We start from the raw sequence: 23,064 nt of genomic DNA on the forward strand, positions 1-23,064 counted from the left end.
CAACCTACGGCGTCGGCGTCGGCGTGGCCGTCGGCGGATGCAGCGTCTCCTGCGCCAGTTCACGGATGTGGGCGTAGTCCGGCTCGAACTCGTCGACACCGCTAGCCGGGGTCAACTCGATCGATGTGACCGGCTGCTCCTTGGCCTTCATCATCAGGTCGAAGAACTCCGGCAGCTTGTCCTTGGGGAGGTCGGTGTCGATGAGAACCGTGCCGGCGGCCGCGATCTCGTTGAACCGCGACAGCACGTTCTGCGGTGTGAACTGCTTCAGCATCGCGACCTGCAGCTCGCGCTGCCGCTCCATGCGATCCCAGTCGCTCGTGGTGTAGCGCGACCGGGCGTACCACTGAGCGGTGTCGCCGTTCATGTGCTGCTGCCCTGGTTCGATCCAGCCGATCGCCCATTCATTGACATCGTTGCCGGTCCAGCCCTCGGGCGGTCCACCCTTGGGCAGCCGCTCCGTGACGTTGATGTCGACGCCGCCGAGCGCGTCGATCATGTCGGCGAACCCGTGCATGTCGATGAAGACGTAGTACGGGATCTGAATGCCGAGGATCCCCTCTGCGGCGTCCTTGGTCGCTTCGATCCCCGGAGCGGAGCCGTGGGCGGCCGCATCCGGATACAGGCTCGCGCCCTCGTCCTCACGGCAGACCTCGGCGGCGTAGCGGATGTGATTCACCCAGCCGTTCCATCCGCAGGTCGCCGATGACTGACCCTGGAATCCGTCCGGGTACAGCTCTTGCATCGGGCTGCCGTCACTGAACGGCGGGTGCGGCAATTCACGCGGGATGCCGAAGATCGTCACAGCTCCGGTGTCCGCGTTGATCGACGCGACAGAGATGCTGTCGAAGCGCATGGAGTCGCGTCCGTCACCGCTGTCGGCCCCGAGGAGCAGGATGTTGTAGTACCCGTCGCTGGGCTCGACGCTCGGACCGCTGTTGGCGAAAATGTCTCCGAGGGCACCGCGGCCGGATGCTGCCGCACTGGCTGCGTACAGCGCGCCCCCGCCGACGAGCGCAAGCACGAGCAGTGACGCGATCGGAATCGCCCACCGCGAGACCGGCGGCACCTTCACCAGACGCACCAGCCGCAACGTATCGGTCGTGAGCACCAGCCACAACACGAAATACCCGATGAGCAGCACCTGCACGAGCGTCAGCACGCCCCACGACAGCGGACCGCTCACGAGCCACACGAGTGTGGAACGCGCGAACAGTGCGATGCCGGCAGCCACGAGAACCAGCAGCCACCCGAACAGCGTCGCCCCGAGGCCGAACCTTCCGAGCTTGCGATTGCGCCCCGCGAGGATCTGCGCAGAACCGGGCACCAGGACGTTCATCGCGACCAGCCACCAGCCGCGCCGGCCCATGAACGCCGGATCGGCGCTGTCGGGGTTGCGCAGCGGCCGCGGCTCGATCAGCCGGCGGCCGACGCCCGCTGTCGCGCGCGGTGCGGCAAGGGTCACAGGGAATCCTTCAGCCGCTCGTTCTTCTCCGCCACCTGCGACTCGAGGGTCTTCGCGTAGTCCTCGAGACTGTCCGCGATCGCGGCATCCGCCGCTCCGAGGATGCGGGCAGCGAGGATCCCGGCATTGCGAGCACCGCCGATCGACACCGTCGCGACGGGGATGCCGGCCGGCATCTGCACGATCGACAGCAGAGAGTCCATACCGTCCAGGTACGCCAGCGGCACGGGGACGCCGATCACGGGCAACGGCGTCATCGAGGCGACCATTCCTGGCAGGTGCGCTGCACCGCCTGCGCCGGCGATGATGACCCGGATGCCGCGTGATCGCGCCTCGCGCGCATAAGACATGAGCTTGTCCGGCGTCCGGTGCGCCGAGACGACCTCGATCTCGTGCGGGATGCCGAAGTCGGTGAGCGCCTGGGAGGCGTCGCTCATCACGCGCCAGTCGGAGTCGGACCCCATCACGACGCCGACGACGGGCACGCTGGAGGAGTGCAGTTGCTCAGTCACCAACCCAGGCTACTTTCTGGTCGCCGATGATCGACTGAACGGCGCGCGCGGTTTCGACTCGGCTGCGCCCCGCTCAACCCGTTTCGTCTCGCGTTGCTCGCTCAACGACCGCCCGCTCGTGTCAGGCGAAATGTGCGGCGGCGGCGCGGGCCTTGTACACGATGTCGTCGAGGTCGTCACCCGAGACGTTGACGTGTCCGACCTTGCGCCCGGGACGCGCAGCCTTGCCGTACGTGTGGATCTTCGCGTCAGGATGCTCGGACATCGCCGCCTCGAAACGGCTCTCGAAGGTGCCGTCGGCCGGGCCGCCGAGGATGTTGACCATCGTCGCCCACTCGGCGGTCGGTGATGCATCGCCGAGCGGCAGATCGGCCACGGCCCTGAGGTGCTGTTCGAACTGCCCTGTGACGGCGCCGTCCTGGCTCCAATGGCCGCTGTTGTGCGGACGCATCGCCAGCTCGTTCACGAGGATCCGCTCGTCATCGGTCTCGAACAGCTCGACCGCGAGCATCCCGGTCACCCCGAGGCCCTCCGCGATCAGCCGGCCGATCCCCTCGGCCACCTGCGCCAACCGATCCCCCGCGCCGGGTGCCGGGGCGAACACCTCGGCACACACGCCGTCGCGCTGCACGGTCTCGACGACCGGATAGGCGACCATCTGCCCGCTCGGCCGGCGCGCGATCTGCTGCGCGAGCTCGCGCCGGAAGGACACGAGCTCCTCCACGAGCAGCGCATCGCCGGCCTCCGTCTGCGCGAACCAGTCCGCGGCGTCGTCCGCCGATCGCACGACCCGCACGCCCTTGCCGTCGTAACCGCCGCGCGGTGTCTTCACGACGGCACGGCCGCCGTGGTCGTCCAGAAAGGCCTGCAGTTCGTCGGCATCCGTCACCCGCGCCCAGTCGGGCTGGGGAACATCGAGTTCGGCAAGACGAGCGCGCATGTCGAGCTTGTCCTGCGCGTACCGCAAGGCATCGGGTCCCGGGTGCACGGCTGCGCCGTCGGCCACCAGGGCCCGAAGCACTTCCTGCGGCACATGCTCGTGATCGAACGTGATCACGTCGACGTCCTTCGCGAAGGCGCGCACCGTGTCGAGATCGCGGTAGTCCCCGACCGCCGTCGCCGCCAGTTGCGCCGACATGCCATCGGACTCGGCGAGCACGCGGATCTCGATGCCGAGTTCGACCGCCGGGGCGATCATCATCCGGGCGAGCTGTCCGCCGCCGATCACACCGATGCGCAACGCCATGTGGTTCTCCGTTCGTCGGGTCCTATTGTCTCGCACCGGACGAACGGCTTCGACTCCCTGCGGTCACTCAGGCCGTTTCGTCTCGCTGCGCTCGCTCAACGATCCGCAGGAGCAGGCTCGCTCAACGCCCCCAGCACAGGAAACCGTGCGCGTGCGTCAGGCGACAGGATCGGTGTCGCCCATCGTCTGCGCGTCGCGGTGAGCGAGGATCTGGTTCACCTCGATCTGGTCGGCGAGAGCCTCGTGCACCAGCGTCACGTGCGGGATGTTCACCAGGCGCAACGGCGCATCCAGGCCGTTCGTCAACGTGATCGTTCCCGCACCCCACATGCGCTGCGGGATGCCGCGGCGCACACCGATCGAGTACCCGCGCACATGCGACATCTCCCGCCGCTGGCGCGCCCCCATGCCCTGGCGGACGATCACGCGGCGAGTGGTCAGAGTGTAAGTGCGTGAGAGCCAGACCGAGTACGGGACGACGACACCCACGAGGATGAGCGCACCGGCGGCTGCGAGCAGCATCCAGTTCTCGAATCCGGCAGGCAGGTTGTCGTAGAAGAACGCCGTCGCCCCGCACACGGCGATCAGCAGCAGCGCGCACCAGAAAAGCCCGCGCCCCTGGCTGCGGAAGCGCGCGATGAGCAGCTCTTCGGCAGGCGCTCCCGGCGGCGGCATCATGGGCCGACCACCGAGGGTCACTGGCTGGGTCATGGCTCCATTGTGCCTGCCGTCGCAGACATCTCCCGCCGTGTGACGGCGTGTCCTGGCAGGCCTCGCTTCAGGCGAGCCGCGCGTGCACGACGTCACCCGCCGAGATGAGCCTCTCAGCACCGTCGACATCGACGCACAGCCGGCCATCGCGTTCGAGCCTCACAGCCGTACCCTGCAGCGTCGAGTCATCCGGCAACGACACCTCCACCTCGCGACCGAGCGTCACGCAGCGCGCCGAGACGGCGGAATGCACCCCGCTGCGGTCGGCATCGCCCCACGCGGAGAGCGCGGAGAGCAGCCCGTCCAGGCGACGGAGGTAGTCCGCGATCAGTCGGTCTTCGTCGGCCACCGCGCCCAGCGCGGCGAAGGACGTCGCGGTCGGCACCGGCAGCTGGGCCGCCGTCATCGCCGTGTTCACACCCGCGCCGAGCACGATCGCCGATCCGGTCGACTCGGCCAGGATCCCGCAGAGCTTCTTATCGCCGACGAGCACGTCGTTGGGCCATTTCACGCCCACCTGATGATCCGCGAGCTGAACCGTGACGGCATCCGCCATCGCGAGCCCGGCTACCAGGGGGATCCACCCCATCGCCTCAGGGTCGCTCGGCAGCTCGCGGATCAGCACCGAGATGGCGAGCGCGCTCCCTGCCGGCGTCTCCCAGGACCGGTCGAGGCGCCCTCGTCCAGCCGTCTGGTTGTCCGTGAGCACGACGGACAGGTGCGGCCATGCATCCGCATCGCTGGACAGGACGCGCATCGCCGCGTTCGTCGACGCCGATTCGGCAAGGTACTCGAAACGGGATGCCACGGCCGAAGCCTGAGGAAAGTCCATGCGACCAGTCTATGAATCCGACCGCCCCTCCGTCAGGGGCGCGTCAGATGTCAGGGCACGTCAGAGCTCGTCGTCCTTGTCCTCTTCGTCGTCGTCGTCCTCGTCGGGCGTGATGGCGCCGATCTCACGGTCGCGCCAGCGCTCCCACAACGCCATGAGCTGCTCGATCGCCGCATGGAACTTCGCGGTCGCCACGCCCGGGGCGGTGTCGCCGAAGTAGTGCTGAACCCACATGCGCAGCTTCGCGATCGCCTCGTCGTCAGCACGGACCCGGTCGACCTCGGCCACGATGTCGGCCGCCGTGTCCGCCGTCAGCCACTCGCAGTCCGAGAGGTAACCCGCAGTGTCGATCGAGGCGCGCTCGTCGAGAGGTCGGGTGATCATCAGTGGCTTGCCGGAGGCGAGACGGTCGTAGACCATGGCCGAGATGTCGACGATCGCGACGTCGGCTGCGGCGAGCTGCCAGCCGAGCTCGGGCCCGTCGTCGTAGATGTGGTTCGCCGTCGTGTCGTTCGCATTCGCCTCAGCGATCGCCGTGATGATGCGTCGGTGCGCGGCGCCGTATTCGTCATCGACCACGCCGCTGCGCGGGTGGGGCCGGTAGACGACCCGGTGCCGGCCTGTGGCGAGCAGCCCCTTCACGAGCGTCTCGCCGTGCGTCGCTATCGAGCCGTAATGGGCGCTCGGACGGTCGCCCTCCCAGGTCGGCGCGTAGAGAACGACGATCCGGTCATCGGGCGTGTAGGGCAGGATGCCGGAATAGTGGTCGGCCTGCGGACGCCCGATGTCGATCGTCCTGGCATCCACGTTGTAGTGCCACAGCGTGCGGCTGAGCCGGTCGCGCGCAGCCTGGCCGGCGACGAACGCGTAGTCGTACGCCTTGTACTGGTTCGTGGTCATGTACATCTTGTCGGACTCGCCGTGGTTGATGAACACGTGCCAGCGTCGGCCGTACCGGAACATCTGGAAGTTGCGGGTGTTCTGGTTCACGTAGAGGACGATGCGGATGTCCTGCTTCGCGATGAATCGCTCGAGGTCGCGGACGGTCGGGACGAAGGCGACCGGCGGAGCATCCTCTTCGATCAGCTTCTCCGCACCGCTGGCATTGCGCGCGAGCACCACGACCGGCCACAGCTTCTGCAACTCGGCCAGCGGGCGGTACCACTGACGCATCTGGTACATGTTGACCGCGCCGTCGGCGAAATAGACCGCGATCTTGTAGTGCTGCTCCGGGTGGACAGGGCGGGATGCGAGCGTTCGACGGACGCGCTGCACGGCCTTGCGCGAACGCAGGGCCTTCCGCAGCAGCCGGTACGCCTTCTTGACATCGCTGACACCACTCACCACTCAAGAGTACGCATGGAGCCTGCGCGCGCCATGACATGATCGACGGGTGGAAGAGCACGATTCGACAACACCTGCGACCGGGGTGTCGTTCGTCATGCCCGTGCTCAATGAGAGGGCCTATCTGGAGCACGCGGTGGCATCCGTGCTCGCGCAGGAGCTGACGGGGCCGAGCGAGCTCGTCCTCGCGCTGGGGCCGTCGACGGACGGCACGACGGAGCTCGCCCGACGCCTGGCAGCGGAGGACGACCGCATCCGCCTCGTGGAGAACCCGGCGGCGCACATCCCCGTCGGCCTCAACGCCGCCATCCGCGAGAGCCGTTACCCCACCATCGTCCGCGTGGACGCGCACTCCGAACTCGCACCGGGGTACGCCGAGCGTGCACTGGCGACGCTCGAGCGCACCGGAGCGGCGAACGTCGGCGGTGTCATGCGCGCCGACGGCCGCACGCCGTTCCAGCGGGCAGTCGCACGCGCCTACAACTCCCCGATCGGCCTCGGCGGCGGCGCGTATCACGGCACGACCCACGAGGGTGAAGCCGAGTCCGCCTACCTCGGGGTCATGCGGCGCTCCGTGCTCGACGAAGTCGGTCTGTTCGACGAATCGGTGCGACGGGGCGAGGACTGGGAACTCAACCTGCGCATCCGGCAGGCCGGGTACAAAGTGTGGCTGGACCCGAAGCTGTCCGTCACCTACTGGCCACGGGAGAGCTGGTGGCGTCTGGCCAGGCAGTTCCGCGCGACCGGCGCGTGGCGCGGCGAACTCGTTCGCCGGTACGGCCGCAGCAACGGCCTGCGCTTCTTCGCGCCACCCGCGCTCGTCCTGAACGTCGCACTCGCGCTCATCGTCGGAGTTCTGCAGCTCACCCGCGTGCTCGGCTGGGTCGCCTCGGTCGTGGCATCCATCGTCTATCTGCCGCTCATCGCCTACGCGTTGCTCGTCACCGTCATGGCCCTGAAGCCAGGAGGCGGGCGCACCCCGAGAGAACGGCTCTGGACGCTGGCAGTGCTGCCGACGATGCACCTCTCGTGGGGTCTGGGGTTCATCAGCGGCGTGCTGCGCGGCGCACGTGACACCGTGGATGCTTCGCGTCTGGGCACCCGGAACACGCCGCTGCCGTAGCCGACTCAGCCGTCGATGTACCCGAGATCGATCAATCGGGAGACGACGCGCTCCGCCGCGTGACCGTCGTCCAGGCCGTTGAACTGACGCCGCCATGCGGCGTATCGCTCGGCGTACTGCGCGGGCACGCCCTCGTCGAGCACCGCGGCGACGAGCTCGTCCTGCGAGCCGACCAGCGGGCCCGGTGAGCGCTGAGCGAGGTCGAAGTAGAAGCCGCGCAGCTGCCCCCGGTAGTGCTCGAGGTCGGGGACGAGGAAGTACATCGGCTTGCCGGTGACGCTGAAGTCGAACATCACCGAGGAGTAGTCCGTGATCAGCGCATCGGCCACGCTCAGGAGCCGTGCCGTCTCGGAGAAACCCGTCACATCGATAACCCGCGCTCCGCCGTGGTCCTTGCCGGGTCGCAGCGTCCGCGAGTGGCCGCGCACCAGAACGACGGCATCCGTCTGCTCGGCGAGCAGCTGCGGATCCACGAAGTCGACGATCTCCGACCGGTCGTCACGCCACGTCGGCGCGTACAGCAGCACCTTCTCGTCCTCCGCGATGCCGAGCTGCGCACGCGTGGCTGCGCCGTCGTCGGTGCTGAGCATGTCGTTGCGCGGGTACCCGTCGGTCCAGATCGGCTTGCCGAAGAATGCGTAGGCCCGCTTGAGGATGCGCTCGGCGTACAGGTTCTGCGCGAGCAGCACGTCCCAACGACGTGATTCCTTGACCACGGCGGCCATGCGCCGCGGGTCGAACCCGGGGCGGTGCAGCGCCAGGCGTTTCAGCGGTGTGCCGTGCCAGGTCTGCAGAACCTTCTGGCCCGCTTTGCGCGCGAACCGTCGACGCAGCCAGTCGTTGACGATGAGCAGCCGGGCAGCTCCCCGCGCGCGCCACCATTCCGGGCTCCCCTCGACGATCGCCACCGCACCCTCGGGAACGGGGACCGAGAGGTCGACGACGCTCCAGTACCGGGTCACGCCCGGTGCTCGACGTGCGAGCTCACGGTCGATCGCACGCGGATTGCAGCCTGCGCTCTGTCCGTAGAAGCTCTCGAAGAACACCGCGTTCTCGTCGCCGCCTGCCTGAGCGGCGTAGCTCGCCTCGAGCGCCGCCTGCCCGCCTGGCGACTCGTTCTCCTGATCGAGCGGCGGCGCGATCTCGACGTCGGCGCGGTGGATCGAGATCCGCAGCGTCGGCAGCAGGCGCACCTCCGATTCGATCGCCGACAGATCGACGGCGTCGACCGCCAGCCGGTACGACCCTGACGGCAGCGGAAGCTCCTCGCCACCCCACCGCGACGCCCGAAGCGGGAACGCCGCCTTCCAGGTCTTCCCGCCCCCGGTGATGACACCGTCGACGCGCGCACGGGCGCCGGCCAGAACCGCAGACGCGGGTCGGGGTCCGACCCCTGCGATGATCAGTCGCTCGGCCTGCTCGTCGATGCGGGCAGTCGTCATCGTTCTCCTCTCGGCGCGGAGATCATCCGCGCGCGGATCGCGTCGTACACGCGCCGCGTGTTGCGACCGTCACGATGGGCATGCATCCGAGCGCTGAGCGCAGCGGACTGCTCGGAGCGCTCGGCGAACGCCCGCTCATCGGTCAGCAGGCTCTCGATCTGGTCGATCAGCGCGGGCCAGTCGGCGGCCGCGCTGCCGCCCGTGACCGCCTCGTAGCGGCCGTAGAAACCACGCGTTCGCGCGTAGTCCGCGGCATCCGGTGCGAGGTAGAGCACCGGCATCGCGAGCAGTCCGACGTCGTACGCCATCGACGAGTAGTCCGTGATGAGCACGTCGATACCGGGGAGCGCGGGCGTCACATCAGCGAGGACATCCGAGCCGAGCATCCGCACGCGGGCACTCGGGAGCGGTGGCTGGTAGGAACCGGCTCCCAGCGGATGCGACCTCACGAACAGGACCGCGTTCTGCTGCTCGAGCAGAGCGATGATCCGCACCCAGTCCGCTGCCGTCGGCACGGCAGGGTCCTCTGCCCCGTCGCGCCAGGTGGGCGCGTACAGGACGGTGCGGGCGTTCGGCGGAATGGGGCCGGCGGTCGCTTCGAGGAGAACGGATGCCGCCTGCTGGCGCTCGTCGCTCGTGCCAGCCGAGAGCACATCGACGCGCGGTTCTCCGGTCACGATGACACGGCCGCCACCGAGTGCGAAGGCGGATTCCAGTCGCCCTCTGGAGCGATCGGATGCGGCGGGCATCAGCGAGATCCGCTGAGCGGTGCTGCGGTACAGGACCCCGACGAGCCGGCGCAGCAGCGAAGCTCCGGGCACAGCCGGGACCTGGGTCGTGGCCGAGGAGTCCAGACCGATGCGCTTGAGCGGGATTCCGTGCCACAGCTGGACGAGAAAAGCGCCCGAGGTCGCGTAGCGGTTCACATCGCCTTGACCGTGCGTGACGACGAGCACACCGGCCCGCGCCGTCGCCCACCATCCGCGCAACGACGACTTCGGGATCGTCGGGATGCCGAGATGCGCAGCATCCGTTCGCTCACGGTCCGACGACGTGAGCCAGACGGCATCGCGCCCCTCGTCGGTCGCGACCCGCCACAGCGCCAGCGCGCCGTCACCGATCCCCGCGCCGCAGCCGAACACCCAACGGCGACCGCGCGGAACGACGAGGGTTCCTATGCGTCCTGCGGCATACAACGGCATCCGCAGCAGCTTGGCCGCGTTGCCGGAGCCGAAAGAGAAGGACGCCACCCCGCGAGCCTATCGCGGGTGGCGTCCTTCTCCCTGAACGGTCTCGGCTCAGAGATCGAGCTCGCCGAGGGTGACATCCACCTCGAAGGTCTTGCCCCCGCGGACGTAGGTCACGGTCGCGTCGCTGCCCGCGGCGGCCGCCCGCACCTGAGCGGTGAGGTCGGTCGCTCCAGAGATCGGCAGCCCGTTGAACTTCGTGACGATATCGCCCTTCTTCAGGCCGGCATCGGCCGCAGGGCCTCCCGGGGTCGGGTCGACGATCACGGCACCGGCGACATCCGCGCTCGAGACCGACGTGGCGTCCTGGACCGTCGCACCGAGCAGCCCGTGCGTGGCCGCGCCGCTCTCGATGATCTCCTCGGAGACGCGCTTGGCGATGTTCGAGGGGATCGAGAATCCGACGCCGATCGACCCGGACTCCTCCGAGCTTCCTGCGGTCGCGATCGCGACGTTGATGCCGATGAGCTTGCCCTCGCTGTCGACCAGTGCGCCACCGGAGTTGCCGGGGTTGATCGCGGCGTCCGTCTGGATCACCGAGATCGAGATCGACGAGTTCGGGTTCTGCTGCTGAGTGCCCGGGAGGTCGAACTGGAACGGGCTGCCGCCCTGATCCCCCTGGTCGCCCTGGTCATCCTGCGAGTCCTGAGTGGAGTCCGGCACGGCCGAGGAGGCGATCTGGATGCTGCGGTTCAGCGCGCTGACGATTCCGGTGGTCACCGAGTTCGACAGGCCCAGAGGCGCACCGATGGCGACCGCTGTGGAACCGACATTGAGCTTGGACGAGTCACCGAATTCGATCGGCGCGAGGTCGCTCGCACCCTCGAGCTTGATCACCGCGAGGTCGTAGATCGGATCGGTGCCGACGACCTTCGCGTTGTAGAGGTGGCCGTCGGAGGTCGTCACGCGGATCGTCGGGTCGGCCTCGGCGCCGCCGAGGGTCACGACGTGCGTGTTCGTGAGCACGTAGCCGTCATCGCTGAGAACCACGCCGGAGCCGCTGCCTGATTCGCTGCTGCCGGCGACCTGGATGGTCACGACGGACGGGAGGACCTCGGTGGCGATCGCCGTGGTCTCGTTGACGGAGCCGGGATTGTTGACGGTGATCGTGTCCGGGCCGGTCGCAGTCGATCCGACGGGCTGCGACCACAGGGTGCTGCCGAGGTAGCTGGTGCCGAGTCCTGCTGCGCCGCCGACGAGCGACGCTGCGACGATGAGCGCCGCGACTTTGCCCGCGCCGAAGGACTTCTTCTCCCTGGGCTTGGTCGCGACAGGCGTCACAGGTGCTGTCTGGTCTTGCCCGATTCCCTCGGGTCCCTGCGGCCGGATGCCGAAGGACGAACCGTTCGCGGTGTTCGCCGCCGGTGCGGTGAAGTGCGCGACAGGAGCGGTGAACTGCTCGGTCGGTGCCGTCTGCTGCGAGGCGTGCGACGTGAACGCGGCCGGCATGTCGTGGCCCGAACCGGTGCCGCCCTGGGGCTGTGAAGTCTGCTCGGGGACCGAGTTCTCTTCGGGGGTGTTGTTGTCGTTCATGTCTGCTCCTTCATCGACGCCATCTCAGATTGCCGCCTGTTGCTGTGCGTTCGATATGGGCGAGGTGAGTGCGGCCTATGGCCTTAGCCTGGTTTGCATGAGTGCAATTCCCGGCGCCTGGCGGCGCACTGCAGCCGGAGCGGGCCTGCTCTCCCCCGACGGCGTCGTCGCGCCCACCATCTTCGCAGAGATGTCGGCGGCCGCGGTCCGAACCGGGGCGATCAACCTCGGCCAGGGCTTCCCCGACGAGGACGGCCCGGCCGAGGTTCTCGAGGCTGCGCGCGAAGCGATCGCGCGGGGCGTGAACCAGTACCCGCCGGGCCGCGGCAACCCCGAGCTGCTCACGGCGATCAGTGAGCATCAGCGCCGGTTCTACGGGCTCGAGGCGGATCCGGCGACAGAGATCATCGTCACTGCCGGTGCGACCGAGGCGCTGACGGCGACGCTGCTCGCGCTCATCGATTCACCCGACGACGAGGTTGTCGTCTTCGAGCCGTACTACGACTCGTATGCCGCGGCCGTCGCCCTCGCTGGAGCGCGGTTGCGGACGGTACCGCTGCGGCTGCCGGATTTCCAACCGGATCTCGAGGTGCTCGCGGCATCCGTCACCGATCGAACCCGGATCATCCTCGTCAACGACCCGCACAATCCGACCGGAGTCGTCTTCACGCCGGCGGTGCAGGCCGAGATCGTCCGGCTCGCCGACGAGCACGACGTGATCATCGTCACCGACGAGGTCTACGAGCACCTGACGTTCGCCGGCCCTCATGTGCCGCTGGCGACGCTCCCCGGGGCTGCGGAACGGACGCTGACGATCTCCTCGGCCGGCAAGACATTCTCGACGACGGGGTGGAAGATCGGCTGGGTGCACGGCCCCGCCGACCTCATCTCCGCCGTGCTGACCGTCAAGCAGTACCTGACGTATGTGAACGGGTCGCCGTTCCAGCCGGCCGTCGCGGTCGGGCTGCGGATGCCGGATTCATTCTTCACGGATGCCGCGGACGCCCTGCGACGCAAGCATGCGATTCTCGGCGATGGCCTGCGCGCAGCGGGCTTCGACGTCATCCCGCCCCAGGGCGGATATTTCACGGTCGCAGACGCCACGTCCCTGGGTGGGGCGGATGCCGCGGCCTTCTGCCGAACCCTGCCGGAGACGGCCGGGGTCGTCGCGATCCCGCTGAGCGCGTTCGTCAGTTCGGAGCACCAGGGCGATTTCGCCGGACTCGTGCGGTTCGCGGCCTGCAAGCGCGTCGAGGTACTCGAGGAGGCCGCCTCGCGGCTCGCGGCGGCGACGTTCTGAGGTCGAGGCTTCGGCTCGTCGCTGCCCTCCTCGCTCAGCCCGTTTCGTCTCGCTTCGCTCGCTCAGCGACCCGGTGCTGCTCCCCGGCGGGTCGTTGAGCGGAGGAGGCGCAGCCTCCGAAGACGAAACGCGTTGAGCGAGCCGCAGGCGAGTCGAAACGGCGTCAGCGCGGGACGACTGCGTAACGACGCAGTCGCAGCACGGGGTTCACCTCGCGCACTCGAGCGATGGCACCGGCCGTGATCTCCGCGACGGCGATGCCCTCCCCTGTCCCGACGCCGGCGAGGACGACGCCCTGCGGGTCGATGACCTGCGAGTGGCCGACGCCGATCGGTCCTGGGTGGTCGGCGGCGACGACGTACACGGTGTTCTCGATCGCGCGGGCTGCGAGCAGGGTCGTCCAGTGCTGCTCCTTGAGCGGGCCGCGCACCCACTCGGCCGGAACGACGATCACGTCGGCCCCGGCGTCGACGAGCGTGCGGGCGACCTCGGGGAAGCGCAGGTCGTAGCAGGTCATCATGGCGAACCGCAGTCCTTCGATCTCGAGGGTCTGCGGCTCGTCGATCGCGCCGGCCTCGATCCAGTCGGACTCTGTCTGCCCGAACGCATCGTAGAGATGCTGTTTGCGGTACACAGCGCGCAGCCCTGTGGCATCCACGGCGACGAGGGCGTTGCGCACCTTCTCGCCGGCATCCTCGACGAGCCCCGCGACGATCGTGACGTCGTGAGCGGATGCCGTCTCCTGCAGCGCCCGCACGAACGCGCCCTCCAGCGGCTCGGCGTTCTCGGCGAGGGTGGAGTCCATGGGGTCGACGAAGTAGCTGGAGTACTCCGGGAAGACCACCAGGTGCGCCCCTCGGCGCGCGGCTTCCGCTGTCAGATCCGCGATGCGCGCACGATTGTCCGCACGCGAGGCGGTCGGGCTGAACTGGCAGACGGCGACGATCGTGGACATGCCCCCATCCTCGCGCATCCCGGCCGGTGGCATCCCGCACTCCGAACGCGTGCTAAGCTATAAGACGTGCCGCGGGGTGGAGCAGTTCGGTAGCTCGCCGGGCTCATAACCCGGAGGTCGCAGGTTCAAATCCTGTCCCCGCAACGAGAATGCGACACACGAAAGGCCCCTGATCAGGAGAAATCCGATCAGGGGCCTTTCGCTTTCGCGCACGCAAGCGGCCCGCATCCGTGTCGCAGAAATGGCGGGTCGCGCACGCGCGAACCCGCCATTTCCCAGACATTCCGCCGGCTGGACCGGCTCCGATCACTCCCCGGCTGCGGCCTCCAGCGCCAGCAGCTCGGTGACGGCATCCGTCAGGCGCTTGTCCGCCTCGGCGAACGCCGTGAGATCGCCGTCCTTCAGAGCCGCCTCGCGGTCGGCCAGCGCCTGCTGAGCCGCGTTGAGCGCCGTCTGGTAGGCGTCCGCGTCGGTTCCGGTACCCGGAGTCTCCGTTCCCGGGTCCGTGCCGCCCTCATCCGGGGGCGTCGTCTCACCAGGAGTCGGTTCCACCTCTTCATCGCCGCCGGTGGCACCGGAGTCTCCGCCGAAGATCGTGTCGAGCGCCGCGGTGAGCGTGTCCTCGAAGGCGACGTTGTCGCCGAAGGTCACGAGCACCTTCTGCAGCAACGGCAGCTGCGTGCCGCCGGCATCGGACGACTGAACGTACACGGGCTGGACGTACAGCAGACCGCCGCCGACCGGGAGGGTCAGCAGGTTGCCGTACTTCACCTCGGACTCGCCCTGCTGCAGCAGGTTGAGCTCTCGCACGACGTTCGGGTCGGAGTTGAACGTGTTCTGCACCTGACCGGGGCCGGGCACCGTCGTATCCGCGTCGATCTCGAGCAGACTCAGCTTTCCGTAGCCTTCGGACTTCTCACCGGCGGTGGATCCGGCATCCGAATCCACGGCCAGGTAGCCCATCAGGACGTTGCGACTCGTCGTACCCTGCGCCGAGGCGGGGATGAACGTCGAGAACATCGAGAATCGCGGCGAATCCTGACCGGGCATCTGCATCGACAGGTAGTACGGCGGCTGCAGCGACGTCGGGTCGCGCGGGTCGTCCGGCGTCTGCCAGCGGTTGTCCTGCTGAGCGAAGGATCCTGCCGTGTCGACGTGGTAGACGCCGAGGATCTGGCGCTGCACCTTGAAGAGGTCGGTCGGGTACCGGACGTGACTCATCAGATCGGCGGACATCTCGCTGATCGGTTCGACGGTCGTCGGGTAGACGTTCTCCCACGCCTTGAGGATCGGGTCCTCGTCGTCCCAGGCGTACAGCGTCACCGAACCGTCATAGGCGTTCACCGTGGCCTTGACGGAGTTGCGGATGTAGTTGATGTTGTCGAGCGCGAAGCTCGGCGCCGGTGTGTTCGAATCGGTGATCGCATCCGGCAGGTTCACACCGGTGGAGTACGGGTACGTCGCACTGGTCGTGTACCCGTCCACGACCCACACGATCTCGCCGTCGACGACGCTCGGGTACGGGTCGCTGTCGAGCGTCAGGTACGGCGCGACCTTCTGCACGCGATCGACCGGGTCGCGGTCGTAGAGGATCTGCGATTCGTCGTTCACGAGGTCGGAGAACAGGATCTCCGCCTCCTGGAACTTCAGCGCGTACAGCAGCTTGTTGAACGTGTTGCCGATCGCGGGGCCGCCGTCGCCGTCGAACGTGTTCTTCGTCTCGTTGGCACCGTCCTCACCGCGCGGGTAGTCGATCTCGACGGGGTCGGTGCCCTCCGGCGCTCCGACGATCGAGTAAGGCGGCGAGGTCTCGCCGAAGTACACCCGCGGCTCGAACTTCTCGGCGTCGGTGAGGAAGCCGGACGACGGGATGCCGCGCTCGAGGAACACCGGCTCGCCCTCGCTGCTGCGCTGGTTGCCTGCGGCGACGACGAGGCCGTAGCCGTGCGTGTACACCGCTGTGCGGTTGTTCCAGTTGTTGCTGTCGCCGAGGCGATTCACGTCGAGTTCACGGACCGCGACGACGGTGTCCTGCGTCTCTCCATCGATCTCGTACCGGTCGACGTCGAGCGTGTCCTGGAACTGGTAGTAGCCGCGGAACTGCTCGAGCTGCTGCACGGTGGGGCTGATGATGCTCGGGTCGAGGATGCGGATGGATGCCGTGGTCTCGGCGTCATCGCGCAGCTGACCGGCCTCGGCCGTGGTCTCTGCCTTGAACGGCGTGACCTCGAGGTCGTCGATGCCGTACGCCTCTTTGGTGCCGTCGATGTTGCGCTGGTAGTACTCGGCCTGGAAGCTGTTCTGGTTCGGGCGCACCTGGAAGGTGGTCACCACCCAGGGGTAGCCGATGCCGACGACCAGGGCCGCGACGATGAGCAGCGCGGTCGCCGCCAGCGGGAAGCGCCAGCGGCCGATCACGGCGGTCACGAAGAACAGCACCGCGACGAGCGCTGCGAGGATCGCGAGGATGGCAAGGCCGGGGATGGTCGCGTTCGCACCGGTGTAGGCCGCACCGGTGATGCGGTCTTCCTCGGTGACGAGGGTCTTGTAGCGGTCGAGCCAGAGGCTGGCCGCCTGCACCAGCAGGTAGAGACCGGCCAGAACCGCGAGCTGGATCCGGGCCGGCTTGGAGATGCGAAGCTCGCCCTGGCCGATGCGCACCGAGCCGTACAGGTACGAGACGAGGGCGGTGACGATGAGGCAGAGCAGGAGGACCGCCGACACGAACGCGAGGACGATCGAGTAGAACGGCATCGCGAACAGGTAGAAGCCGGTGTCCATGCCGAACTGCGGGTCGGCTACGCCAGTGGAACCGCCGCTGAACCACAGCCAGACGGTCTCCCAGTTTCCGGCTGCGGCGAAGCCCGCGAAGATGCCGAAGAAGATCGGCATGCCCCACATGGCCAGGCGGCGCAGCGGCTCGATGACCTCCTGGTAGCGGTCGAGCTGCGAGCTCAGCCGCACGTACACCGGGCGCAGCCGATAGGCCAGCTGGATGACGACGAACAACGGTGCGGCCATGCCGAGGAAACCGATGACGAACATCACTGCCGCCGCGAGCCACTGCGTGGTGAGCACTCGCTGGAATCCGAGCTGATCGAACCACAGGAAGTCCGTGTACAGCGAGGCGAAGACGAAGAAGGCCGCGACCAGCGCGGCGATGATCACCAGCGAGATCGTGAGGATCCGTCGGGAGGTTCGGGGCGTGGCCGGATTCGGCGCTGAGGTCGTGGTCACCTGACCATCCTATGTGCGCTCCCTATGTGCGGGCCGCGTGTCAGGAGACGTCGGCAGTGCATTTCGGCAGATCGCCGACGTCGCCTCCGTCGGCGATCACCTCGATGGCGTCGATCGACTCCTCCAGCGTGGCGGTGCTGATGACGGTGAGGCCGTCGGGCACATGACCCACGACCTCGTCGCAATTGGACGCCGGCGCGAGGAAGTAGTTCGCTCCGGCATCGCGCGCGCCGTAGAGCTTCTGACGGATGCCGCCGATCGGCCCGACCGCACCGGTGGCGTCGATCGTGCCGGTGCCGGCGATGTCGTTGCCTCCGGTCAGCTCCCCCGGTGTCAGTTCGTCGACGATGCCGAGGGCGAACATCATGCCTGCGCTCGGTCCGCCGACGTTGTCGAGCTGGATGTGGACGTCGAACGGGAAGTCGTACTCCGTGCTCAGGGTGATTCCCACCAGCCAGGTGTCGACCCCGTTCACCTGTTCGAGCTCGGGGGCGACGTCGATGCCCAGCTGCTGGTCGCCGCCCCGCAGCACGGTCAGCTCGACGGCACCCCCCTCGGAATCCTGGATCGCCGCCCGCAATGCGGCGGCGCTCGTGACGTCGACGCCGTCGACCTTCTCGACGATGTCGCCCTCCTCGAGCAGCCCGTCGGCCGGTGAGTCGTCGATGGTCGAGACGACCGTCACCTCGGCGCCGGTGTCGTAGCCCAATTCGTGCAGGGCAGCGGCCGTCGCCTCGTGCTGCGAGTCGACCATGAGGTCGGCGTTGCGCTCGTCGCGCTCCTCGGTGGTGACACCCTCAGGGAATACCGAGTCGAGGGGCACCACGGCGCGTGAGGAATCCATCCAGGCGAGGGCGAGCTCGAACCACGACGGCGTGCGCTCGCGGTTGCCGACGACCTGCACGGTCGTGAGATTGAGGCTGCCACCCGTCTCGTACGTGTCCGCACCGTCGATCGCGATCAGCGGCACCTGCTCGCCGTCCGTGCTGGCGGCGCTGCCGAGTGTGTCGTACACGGGTCCTGGTCGCTGGATCACGTAGGGGGTGGGCAGGAAGGTGAGCACGACCAGCGCGACGAGCGCGACGATGAGCGCCCAGACTCCGAGCCCGATGCGGGCAGGGCGGGTTCGTGTCACGGTTATCCTCCGTCGTTCGCGACCGGCGTACAGCGATCTGCTCGCGTCGGGGGTGCGTGCAGAAACCTGCAACTAGCGTAGATGGCACGGCTAGCGACGTGCTGAGAGGCGACCGACATGGCAGACAACGATCCGAATCCTGAGGACTTCCAGGAGTTCCTGCGAAGGATGATGTCCGGCGAGGGCCCCGGCGACTTCGACCTGAGCGCGCTGCAGAACGCGTTCGGCGGAGCTGAGGGACTCCAGATCGACCCGGCGATGATGGCCGCACTCTCGCAGCAGCTGCAGAACGCCTTCAGCGGCGACCCCTGGGAGAACACGCTGCGCCAGGCGCTGCACATCGCCAATCGCGAGGGCCAGGGGATCACCGACGGCTCGCGACACTCGCTCGTCGACGCGTTCGCACTGGCGAGCCTGTGGCTCGGCGAGGCGACCACGATCTCGGAGCTGTCCGAGAGCCCGCGTCCGATGACCCGCGGCGAGTGGGTCGAGAAGACGCTTCCGGTGTGGAAGGAGATCGCCGGCCCCGTCTCGACGAGCATCGCCGACGCCCTCACCAGCGCCCTGGACACGCAGGTGCCCGACGACATGCGAGGCGCGATCCAGGGAGCGGGCAAGCTCATGCGCGGCCTCGGCTCCTCGGTCTTCGCCGCTCAGTTCGGCCAGGTGCTCGGCAATCTCTCACTCGAGGCTGTCTCCGGCGGAGACGTCGGCATCCCCGTCCTGCCCCCGGGCACGGCGGCCGTCATCCCGCAGAACATCACCGCGTTCGGCGAGGGCCTGGAGATCCCCGAAGACCAGATCACGCTCTACCTCGCGACCCGCGAACTCGCGTACGCCCGCCTGTACCGCCACGCGAAGTGGCTGCACCTTCAGGTCATGTCGCAGATCACGGACTTCGCCAGGGGCGTGACGGTCGACGTCGACGCACTCGAAGACGTGGCGAGCAGGCTGGACCCGTCCAACCCCGAGGAGCTGCGTGCGGCGATCGAGGGCGGGGCGCTGCTGCCGGCGCAGACCGAGGCGCAGCGCGAGGCGCTCGCCCGTCTCGAGAACATCATCGCCATGATCGACGGCTGGGTCGACGTCGTCACCAGTGAGGCGACCTCACGCCTCCCCGACGGCGCTCGACTCGCCGAGGCCGCACGTCGTCGTCGCGCCGTCGGCGGACCCGCCGAGGATGCTCTGGGCGCCCTGGTCGGACTGAAGCTGCGCCCGCGTCGCATGCGCGAGGCCGCCGCGATGTGGCGCAAGGTGACGGATGCCGTCGGCATCGCGGCGCGTGACTCGCTGTGGGACTACCCCGATCTGCTGCCGACAGCCGCCGACATCGATGACCCGACAGGACTCATCGACCGGCTCCAGGCCCGTGCCCGCGGCGAGGCTCCTGCCGCCGATGAGTTCGACGAGGCGCTGGCCCGCCTGCTCGACGGCGACGACTTCTCCGGCGCTGACGACGAGAACACCGAAGAGGACGACGACCCCGGCGAGGGCGAGAAGCCGGTCTGATCCGCCCAGCGCAACTCGTTCTGCACCACTCGGCGATCCGCCGAAGTTGTGCACGGATCGTCGATCGGCGCTCCGCCGACGCCCCCGGCTGAGCAGAATCGGGGCATGTCTCCGACGACACCGACCACCGTGACCAGGATCGATCCGGCGCAGCCGCTGCTGTGGCGCGACGCCGACACGATCCAGTTCGGCCTCGACGGCACGCTCAGGGTTCCGCTGACGGCGCCCTGGATCGAGCCGCTCCTCCAGAGGATGCGATCGGGATTCCGGCGCTCGGGGTTCGATGTCATCGCGCACGGCATCGGCGCGCCACGCGAAGACGCACGGGCACTGCTGGCTGCACTAGAACCGATTCTCATCACCGACCGTCCGCCGCTCCCCTGCATCTGGATCGAGAGCATCGACATCGACGATTCCCGCGTCGATGCACGCATGGAGCTCGCCCTGTGCGACGAGGGGTTCGGGACAGCACCCCGGGGCGCCGCGGGATCGGTGGGGATCGTGCTCGTGCAGGGCGCGGCATCCGCCCATCGGCTCGGCAGCTATCTGCGCGACGACCTCACGCACGTGCCGGTCGCCTTCGAACCGGGAGCCACCGTCGTCGGCCCCCTGATCGTCCCGGGTCGCACGCCGTGCCTGTCCTGCCGCGACGCGCACGAGCGCGACCGCGATCCGGCCTGGCCGGGCATGCATGCGCAGCTCATAGGCGCGAACTGCGGACAGATCACCACCACTCGCACTGCAGAGGCAGCAGGTCTCATCGCCCGACTGCTCGGCGACGCCGATGTCGCCAAGCGCAGGAAGTCCGTGCGGATCAGCCCCGACGGACGCCGCGTGTGGCGCGAGGCGACGTTTCACGAAGAATGCCGGTGCCACGACCAGTCGTTCCGATCTCCTGAAGGAACCGCGACGGACGACGCTCCCCTCGGCCCGCCGAATGCGACCATGTCAGCTCCAGCGTTCGCGCGGCGCGCGTGATACCCACGTAGGCGAGCCTGCGTTCCTCGTCTATCGCGTCGAAGCTCGTCGCGTACGAAATGGGAAGCGCACCCTCCGCGCATCCGGCGAGGATGACGTGCGGCCACTCGAGTCCCTTCGCCGCGTGCAGCGTCGACAGCGTCACCATCTGCATGGTGGGCTCGTGCTGGTCCTTCGCGCGAGCCATGAGCGTGTCGCTGAAGGATCGCAGGGTGGTGTCGTCCGGGGCTTCCTCGGCGAGTCGGAGGATGGCCCGTCTCGCCTCCCATCCGTCGCGCTGCGCTCCGCCCGCTGTCGGGGGCTCATCCGTGAGCCCCATCTCACGCAGCACCCGCCGTACGTTCGGCAGGAAGCCGCGCTCGGTGGGCGCGACCGAGGCGCCGCGCAGAGCGAGAACGGCCTGACGGACCTCTGGCATGTCGAAGAATCGTTTGCCGCCGAGGACCGTCGCGGCGATACCTGCGCCGGCGAGCGCCTGCTGGATCGCGGCGGACTGCGCGTGGGCGCGGTACAGCACCGCGATCTCCGACGACGCCGCTCCGGACTTGATGCGGGCCGCCACGGATGCGGCGATCCCCGCCGCCTCCTCCGTCTCGCTGTCGAACGCCGTGAGCGTCGGCGGTTCGGCTGTCGGTGCCTCGCGCGCTGCGACGAGCTCGAGCGCGCCGGGCCGCCCCTTCATGAGTGCGTTGGCTGCGGCGAGGATCGGCGGCTGCGACCGGTAGTTCGTCTCCAGCCGCACGATCGTGGCATCAGGGAACCGCCGGCCGAACTCCAGCAGGTAGCGCTGGTCGGCGCCGGCGAACGAGTAGATCGTCTGGCTGGCATCGCCGACGACGCAGAGGTCTCTGCGCTCACCGAGCCAGAGCTCGAGCAGCCGGTTCTGCAGCGGCGATACGTCCTGGTACTCGTCCACGGTGAAGTGGCGGTACTGCTCGTGCACGGATGCCGCCACTCGGGGCTCGGCCTCCAGCATCCCGGCGCAGGCGAGCAGGACGTCCTCGAAGTCGAGCTGACGCCGGTCGTCCTTGAGCACCTCGTAACCGCGCTGGAGGTCGGCGAGCTGCTCGGTGCCGACCCTGCCGACCGACTTGCCGAGCGCTGCGTGCTGGTCGATCGACATCATCGAGACCTTGCGCCATTCGATCTCGCTCGCGACGTCACGGAGAGTCGCGGTGTCGAGCCGCAGACGCAGCTGCTCCGCGGCCTGGCCGAGCACGCGCACCTTGTTGTCGATGATCGAGGGCGCGGGAGAGCCGGCGAGAGTCGGCCAGAAGAAGTTCAGCTGCGCGAGGGCCGCGGCGTGGAAGGTGCGTGCCGCGACACCTTCGATCCCGAGCGCGCGCAACCGCCCCCTGAGCTCACCGGCGGCTTTCGCCGTGAATGTCACCGCCATGACACGGCTCGGCGAATAGGCGCCCGTGTCGACGCCGTGCGCGATCCGGTGGGTGATGACGCGCGTCTTTCCGGTACCGGCGCCGGCGAGCACCGCAACCGGCCCACGCAGCACGGATGCTGCTTCCCGCTGGCGTTCGTCGAGTGCGTCGAGCGCACTCACGCGCGCTCCTCGCACCAGTCGAGGATGAGTGATCTGGCGATGGATGCCGGACCAGGCAGCCCGACGGGGCCATCGCCCCTCAGGGCGCTGCGGATCTCGTCGCGGGTGAACCAGCGGACGTCGATGATCTCCTCGCCGTCCGGACGGGCGCGTCGCTGATCGGATGCCGTGGCCCGGAAACCGATCATCAGCGACCGAGGGTACGGCCATGCCTGCGAGGAGATGTAGCGGACCTCGTCGAGCAGGACACCCGCCTCCTCCTGGATCTCGCGGTGCACCGTCGTCTCGAGCGACTCCCCTGCTTCGACGAATCCCGCGAAGCACGAGTACATCCGCCCCCGCCAGTTCGCGTTCGCGCCCAGAAGCAGCCGTTCCCCATCGGCGCTCTCGACCGCGACGATCACCGCGGGGTCCGTCCGCGGGAAGATGTCGTGTTCGCATCTCTCGCAGCGGCGCGACCACCCGCCCTGACCGAGAACCGTCTCGGCGCCGCACGCCTGACAGAAGCGCGCCTCGCGAAGCCAGGAGGCGAGGGCGACCGCTGTGACCAGGAGATCGGTGCCCTCGGCATCCAGCACTCCGCCGCTGTCGCGGACGCCGAGCCAGGTCTCGGCCGGTGCGGAATCGATCGACTCGGCTTCCGGGCCCTCGGCGGCCAGCAGCAGCGGGGTTCCGTCGCTGCGGCGGCCGAGGAGCGTCCATACAGCGTCGTCGTCGACGTCGGCCGGGGTGACGGCGACGAGCGCGCCGTCCTCGACACGGGCGCGACCGTCTCGGACGACGATGACGCGGGCGTCGGCTGATGACCGCAGTGCGTCGATGATGCCCGGCTCGTCGCGGAGGTGTCCCGCTCGATCGAACTGAGCGCTCTGGACGGTCATCGACTCCCTCTCTCACAGGCGTGGCGTAGGCGGAACCGCGCCCGACCAGACCTAAT

17 protein-coding genes and 1 tRNA gene are annotated in these 23,064 nt (G+C 68.4%); 4 read left to right on the top strand and 14 right to left on the bottom strand.

What is annotated here, in order from left to right; translation table 11 throughout:
* Nucleotides 1-4: 4 nt before the first annotated feature.
* From KHB019_RS04285 to KHB019_RS04310, 6 genes are all read right to left on the bottom strand, one after another.
* Nucleotides 5-1,465 carry an LCP family glycopolymer transferase gene (locus KHB019_RS04285; protein WP_337458141.1) on the bottom strand — a complete coding sequence of 487 codons (1,461 nt, stop codon included), beginning with the start codon at nt 1,463-1,465 and terminating at the stop codon, nt 5-7.
* Entirely contained in the window at nt 1,462-1,929 is a 468-nt protein-coding gene (gene purE / locus KHB019_RS04290; RefSeq protein ID WP_325471543.1) for a 5-(carboxyamino)imidazole ribonucleotide mutase, read from the bottom strand. The genes KHB019_RS04285 and purE overlap by 4 nt, the downstream gene beginning before the upstream one ends.
* Before the next feature lie 169 nt (nt 1,930-2,098).
* Nucleotides 2,099-3,259, bottom strand: a complete 1,161-nt coding sequence (locus tag KHB019_RS04295) for a 5-(carboxyamino)imidazole ribonucleotide synthase (protein ID WP_337458142.1) — start codon at nt 3,257-3,259, stop codon at nt 2,099-2,101.
* Nucleotides 3,260-3,379: 120 nt separating this feature from the next.
* Entirely contained in the window at nt 3,380-3,934 is a 555-nt protein-coding gene (locus tag KHB019_RS04300) for a PH domain-containing protein (RefSeq protein ID WP_337458143.1), read from the bottom strand.
* Between the two features lie 67 nt (nt 3,935-4,001).
* Complete coding sequence (locus KHB019_RS04305) at nt 4,002-4,766, bottom strand: biotin--[acetyl-CoA-carboxylase] ligase (RefSeq protein WP_337458144.1); 765 nt, start codon at nt 4,764-4,766, stop codon at nt 4,002-4,004.
* A 60-nt stretch (nt 4,767-4,826) separates the two neighbouring features.
* Nucleotides 4,827-6,110: a CDP-glycerol glycerophosphotransferase family protein gene (locus tag KHB019_RS04310; RefSeq protein WP_337458145.1), complete on the bottom strand. Its 1,284-nt coding sequence runs from the start codon at nt 6,108-6,110 to the stop codon at nt 4,827-4,829.
* A gap of 97 nt (nt 6,111-6,207) precedes the next feature.
* Between KHB019_RS04310 and KHB019_RS04315 the strand changes: the two genes are divergently transcribed.
* Nucleotides 6,208-7,233, top strand: a complete 1,026-nt coding sequence (locus tag KHB019_RS04315; protein ID WP_337458398.1) for a glycosyltransferase family 2 protein — start codon at nt 6,208-6,210, stop codon at nt 7,231-7,233.
* Between the two features lie 5 nt (nt 7,234-7,238).
* Here the strand turns inward: KHB019_RS04315 and KHB019_RS04320 are convergent, their stop codons facing one another.
* Genes KHB019_RS04320 through KHB019_RS04330 form a run of 3 tightly spaced genes read right to left on the bottom strand, consistent with a single transcriptional unit; the run spans nt 7,239 to nt 11,455 of the window.
* Nucleotides 7,239-8,675: a CDP-glycerol glycerophosphotransferase family protein gene (locus KHB019_RS04320; RefSeq protein WP_337458146.1), complete on the bottom strand. Its 1,437-nt coding sequence runs from the start codon at nt 8,673-8,675 to the stop codon at nt 7,239-7,241.
* Nucleotides 8,672-9,925, bottom strand: coding sequence for a CDP-glycerol glycerophosphotransferase family protein (locus tag KHB019_RS04325; RefSeq protein WP_337458147.1), 1,254 nt, complete (start codon nt 9,923-9,925; stop codon nt 8,672-8,674). Before KHB019_RS04325 ends, KHB019_RS04320 begins: the two co-directional genes overlap by 4 nt.
* A 48-nt stretch (nt 9,926-9,973) precedes the next feature.
* Entirely contained in the window at nt 9,974-11,455 is a 1,482-nt protein-coding gene (locus KHB019_RS04330) for a S1C family serine protease (protein WP_337458148.1), read from the bottom strand.
* Between the two features lie 97 nt (nt 11,456-11,552).
* Between KHB019_RS04330 and KHB019_RS04335 the strand changes: the two genes are divergently transcribed.
* Entirely contained in the window at nt 11,553-12,755 is a 1,203-nt protein-coding gene (locus tag KHB019_RS04335; RefSeq protein WP_337458149.1) for an aminotransferase class I/II-fold pyridoxal phosphate-dependent enzyme, read from the top strand.
* Between the two features lie 163 nt (nt 12,756-12,918).
* On the opposite strand, the gene KHB019_RS04340 is transcribed toward KHB019_RS04335, so the two are convergent.
* Nucleotides 12,919-13,710 (bottom strand): carbon-nitrogen hydrolase family protein, encoded by a 792-nt coding sequence (locus tag KHB019_RS04340; RefSeq protein ID WP_230102159.1) that lies wholly within the window; start codon nt 13,708-13,710, stop codon nt 12,919-12,921.
* Between the two features lie 70 nt (nt 13,711-13,780).
* Here KHB019_RS04340 and KHB019_RS04345 point away from each other — a divergent pair.
* A tRNA-Met gene (locus tag KHB019_RS04345) sits at nt 13,781-13,854 on the top strand.
* A gap of 162 nt (nt 13,855-14,016) precedes the next feature.
* Here KHB019_RS04345 and KHB019_RS04350 read toward each other — a convergent pair.
* Both KHB019_RS04350 and KHB019_RS04355 read right to left on the bottom strand, forming a co-directional pair.
* Nucleotides 14,017-16,947 carry a UPF0182 family membrane protein gene (locus KHB019_RS04350; protein WP_337458150.1) on the bottom strand — a complete coding sequence of 977 codons (2,931 nt, stop codon included), beginning with the start codon at nt 16,945-16,947 and terminating at the stop codon, nt 14,017-14,019.
* A gap of 40 nt (nt 16,948-16,987) precedes the next feature.
* Nucleotides 16,988-18,082 carry a YlbL family protein gene (locus tag KHB019_RS04355; RefSeq protein ID WP_337458151.1) on the bottom strand — a complete coding sequence of 365 codons (1,095 nt, stop codon included), beginning with the start codon at nt 18,080-18,082 and terminating at the stop codon, nt 16,988-16,990.
* Nucleotides 18,083-18,199: 117 nt separating this feature from the next.
* Between KHB019_RS04355 and KHB019_RS04360 the strand changes: the two genes are divergently transcribed.
* Entirely contained in the window at nt 18,200-19,591 is a 1,392-nt protein-coding gene (locus KHB019_RS04360; protein WP_337458152.1) for a zinc-dependent metalloprotease, read from the top strand.
* 814 nt (nt 19,592-20,405) lie between these two features.
* Here the strand turns inward: KHB019_RS04360 and KHB019_RS04365 are convergent.
* Both KHB019_RS04365 and nudC read right to left on the bottom strand, forming a co-directional pair.
* Nucleotides 20,406-22,127, bottom strand: coding sequence for an ATP-dependent helicase (locus tag KHB019_RS04365; protein WP_230102155.1), 1,722 nt, complete (start codon nt 22,125-22,127; stop codon nt 20,406-20,408).
* The gene (gene nudC / locus KHB019_RS04370) at nt 22,124-23,008 is read right to left on the bottom strand and encodes an NAD(+) diphosphatase (protein ID WP_230102154.1); all 885 of its coding nucleotides are present in this window, start codon (nt 23,006-23,008) and stop codon (nt 22,124-22,126) included. Before nudC ends, KHB019_RS04365 begins: the two co-directional genes overlap by 4 nt.
* Nucleotides 23,009-23,064 lie beyond the last annotated feature (56 nt).

It is taken from the genome of Microbacterium sp. KHB019, from assembly GCF_037285405.1.
Lineage (GTDB): Bacteria > Actinomycetota > Actinomycetes > Actinomycetales > Microbacteriaceae > Microbacterium.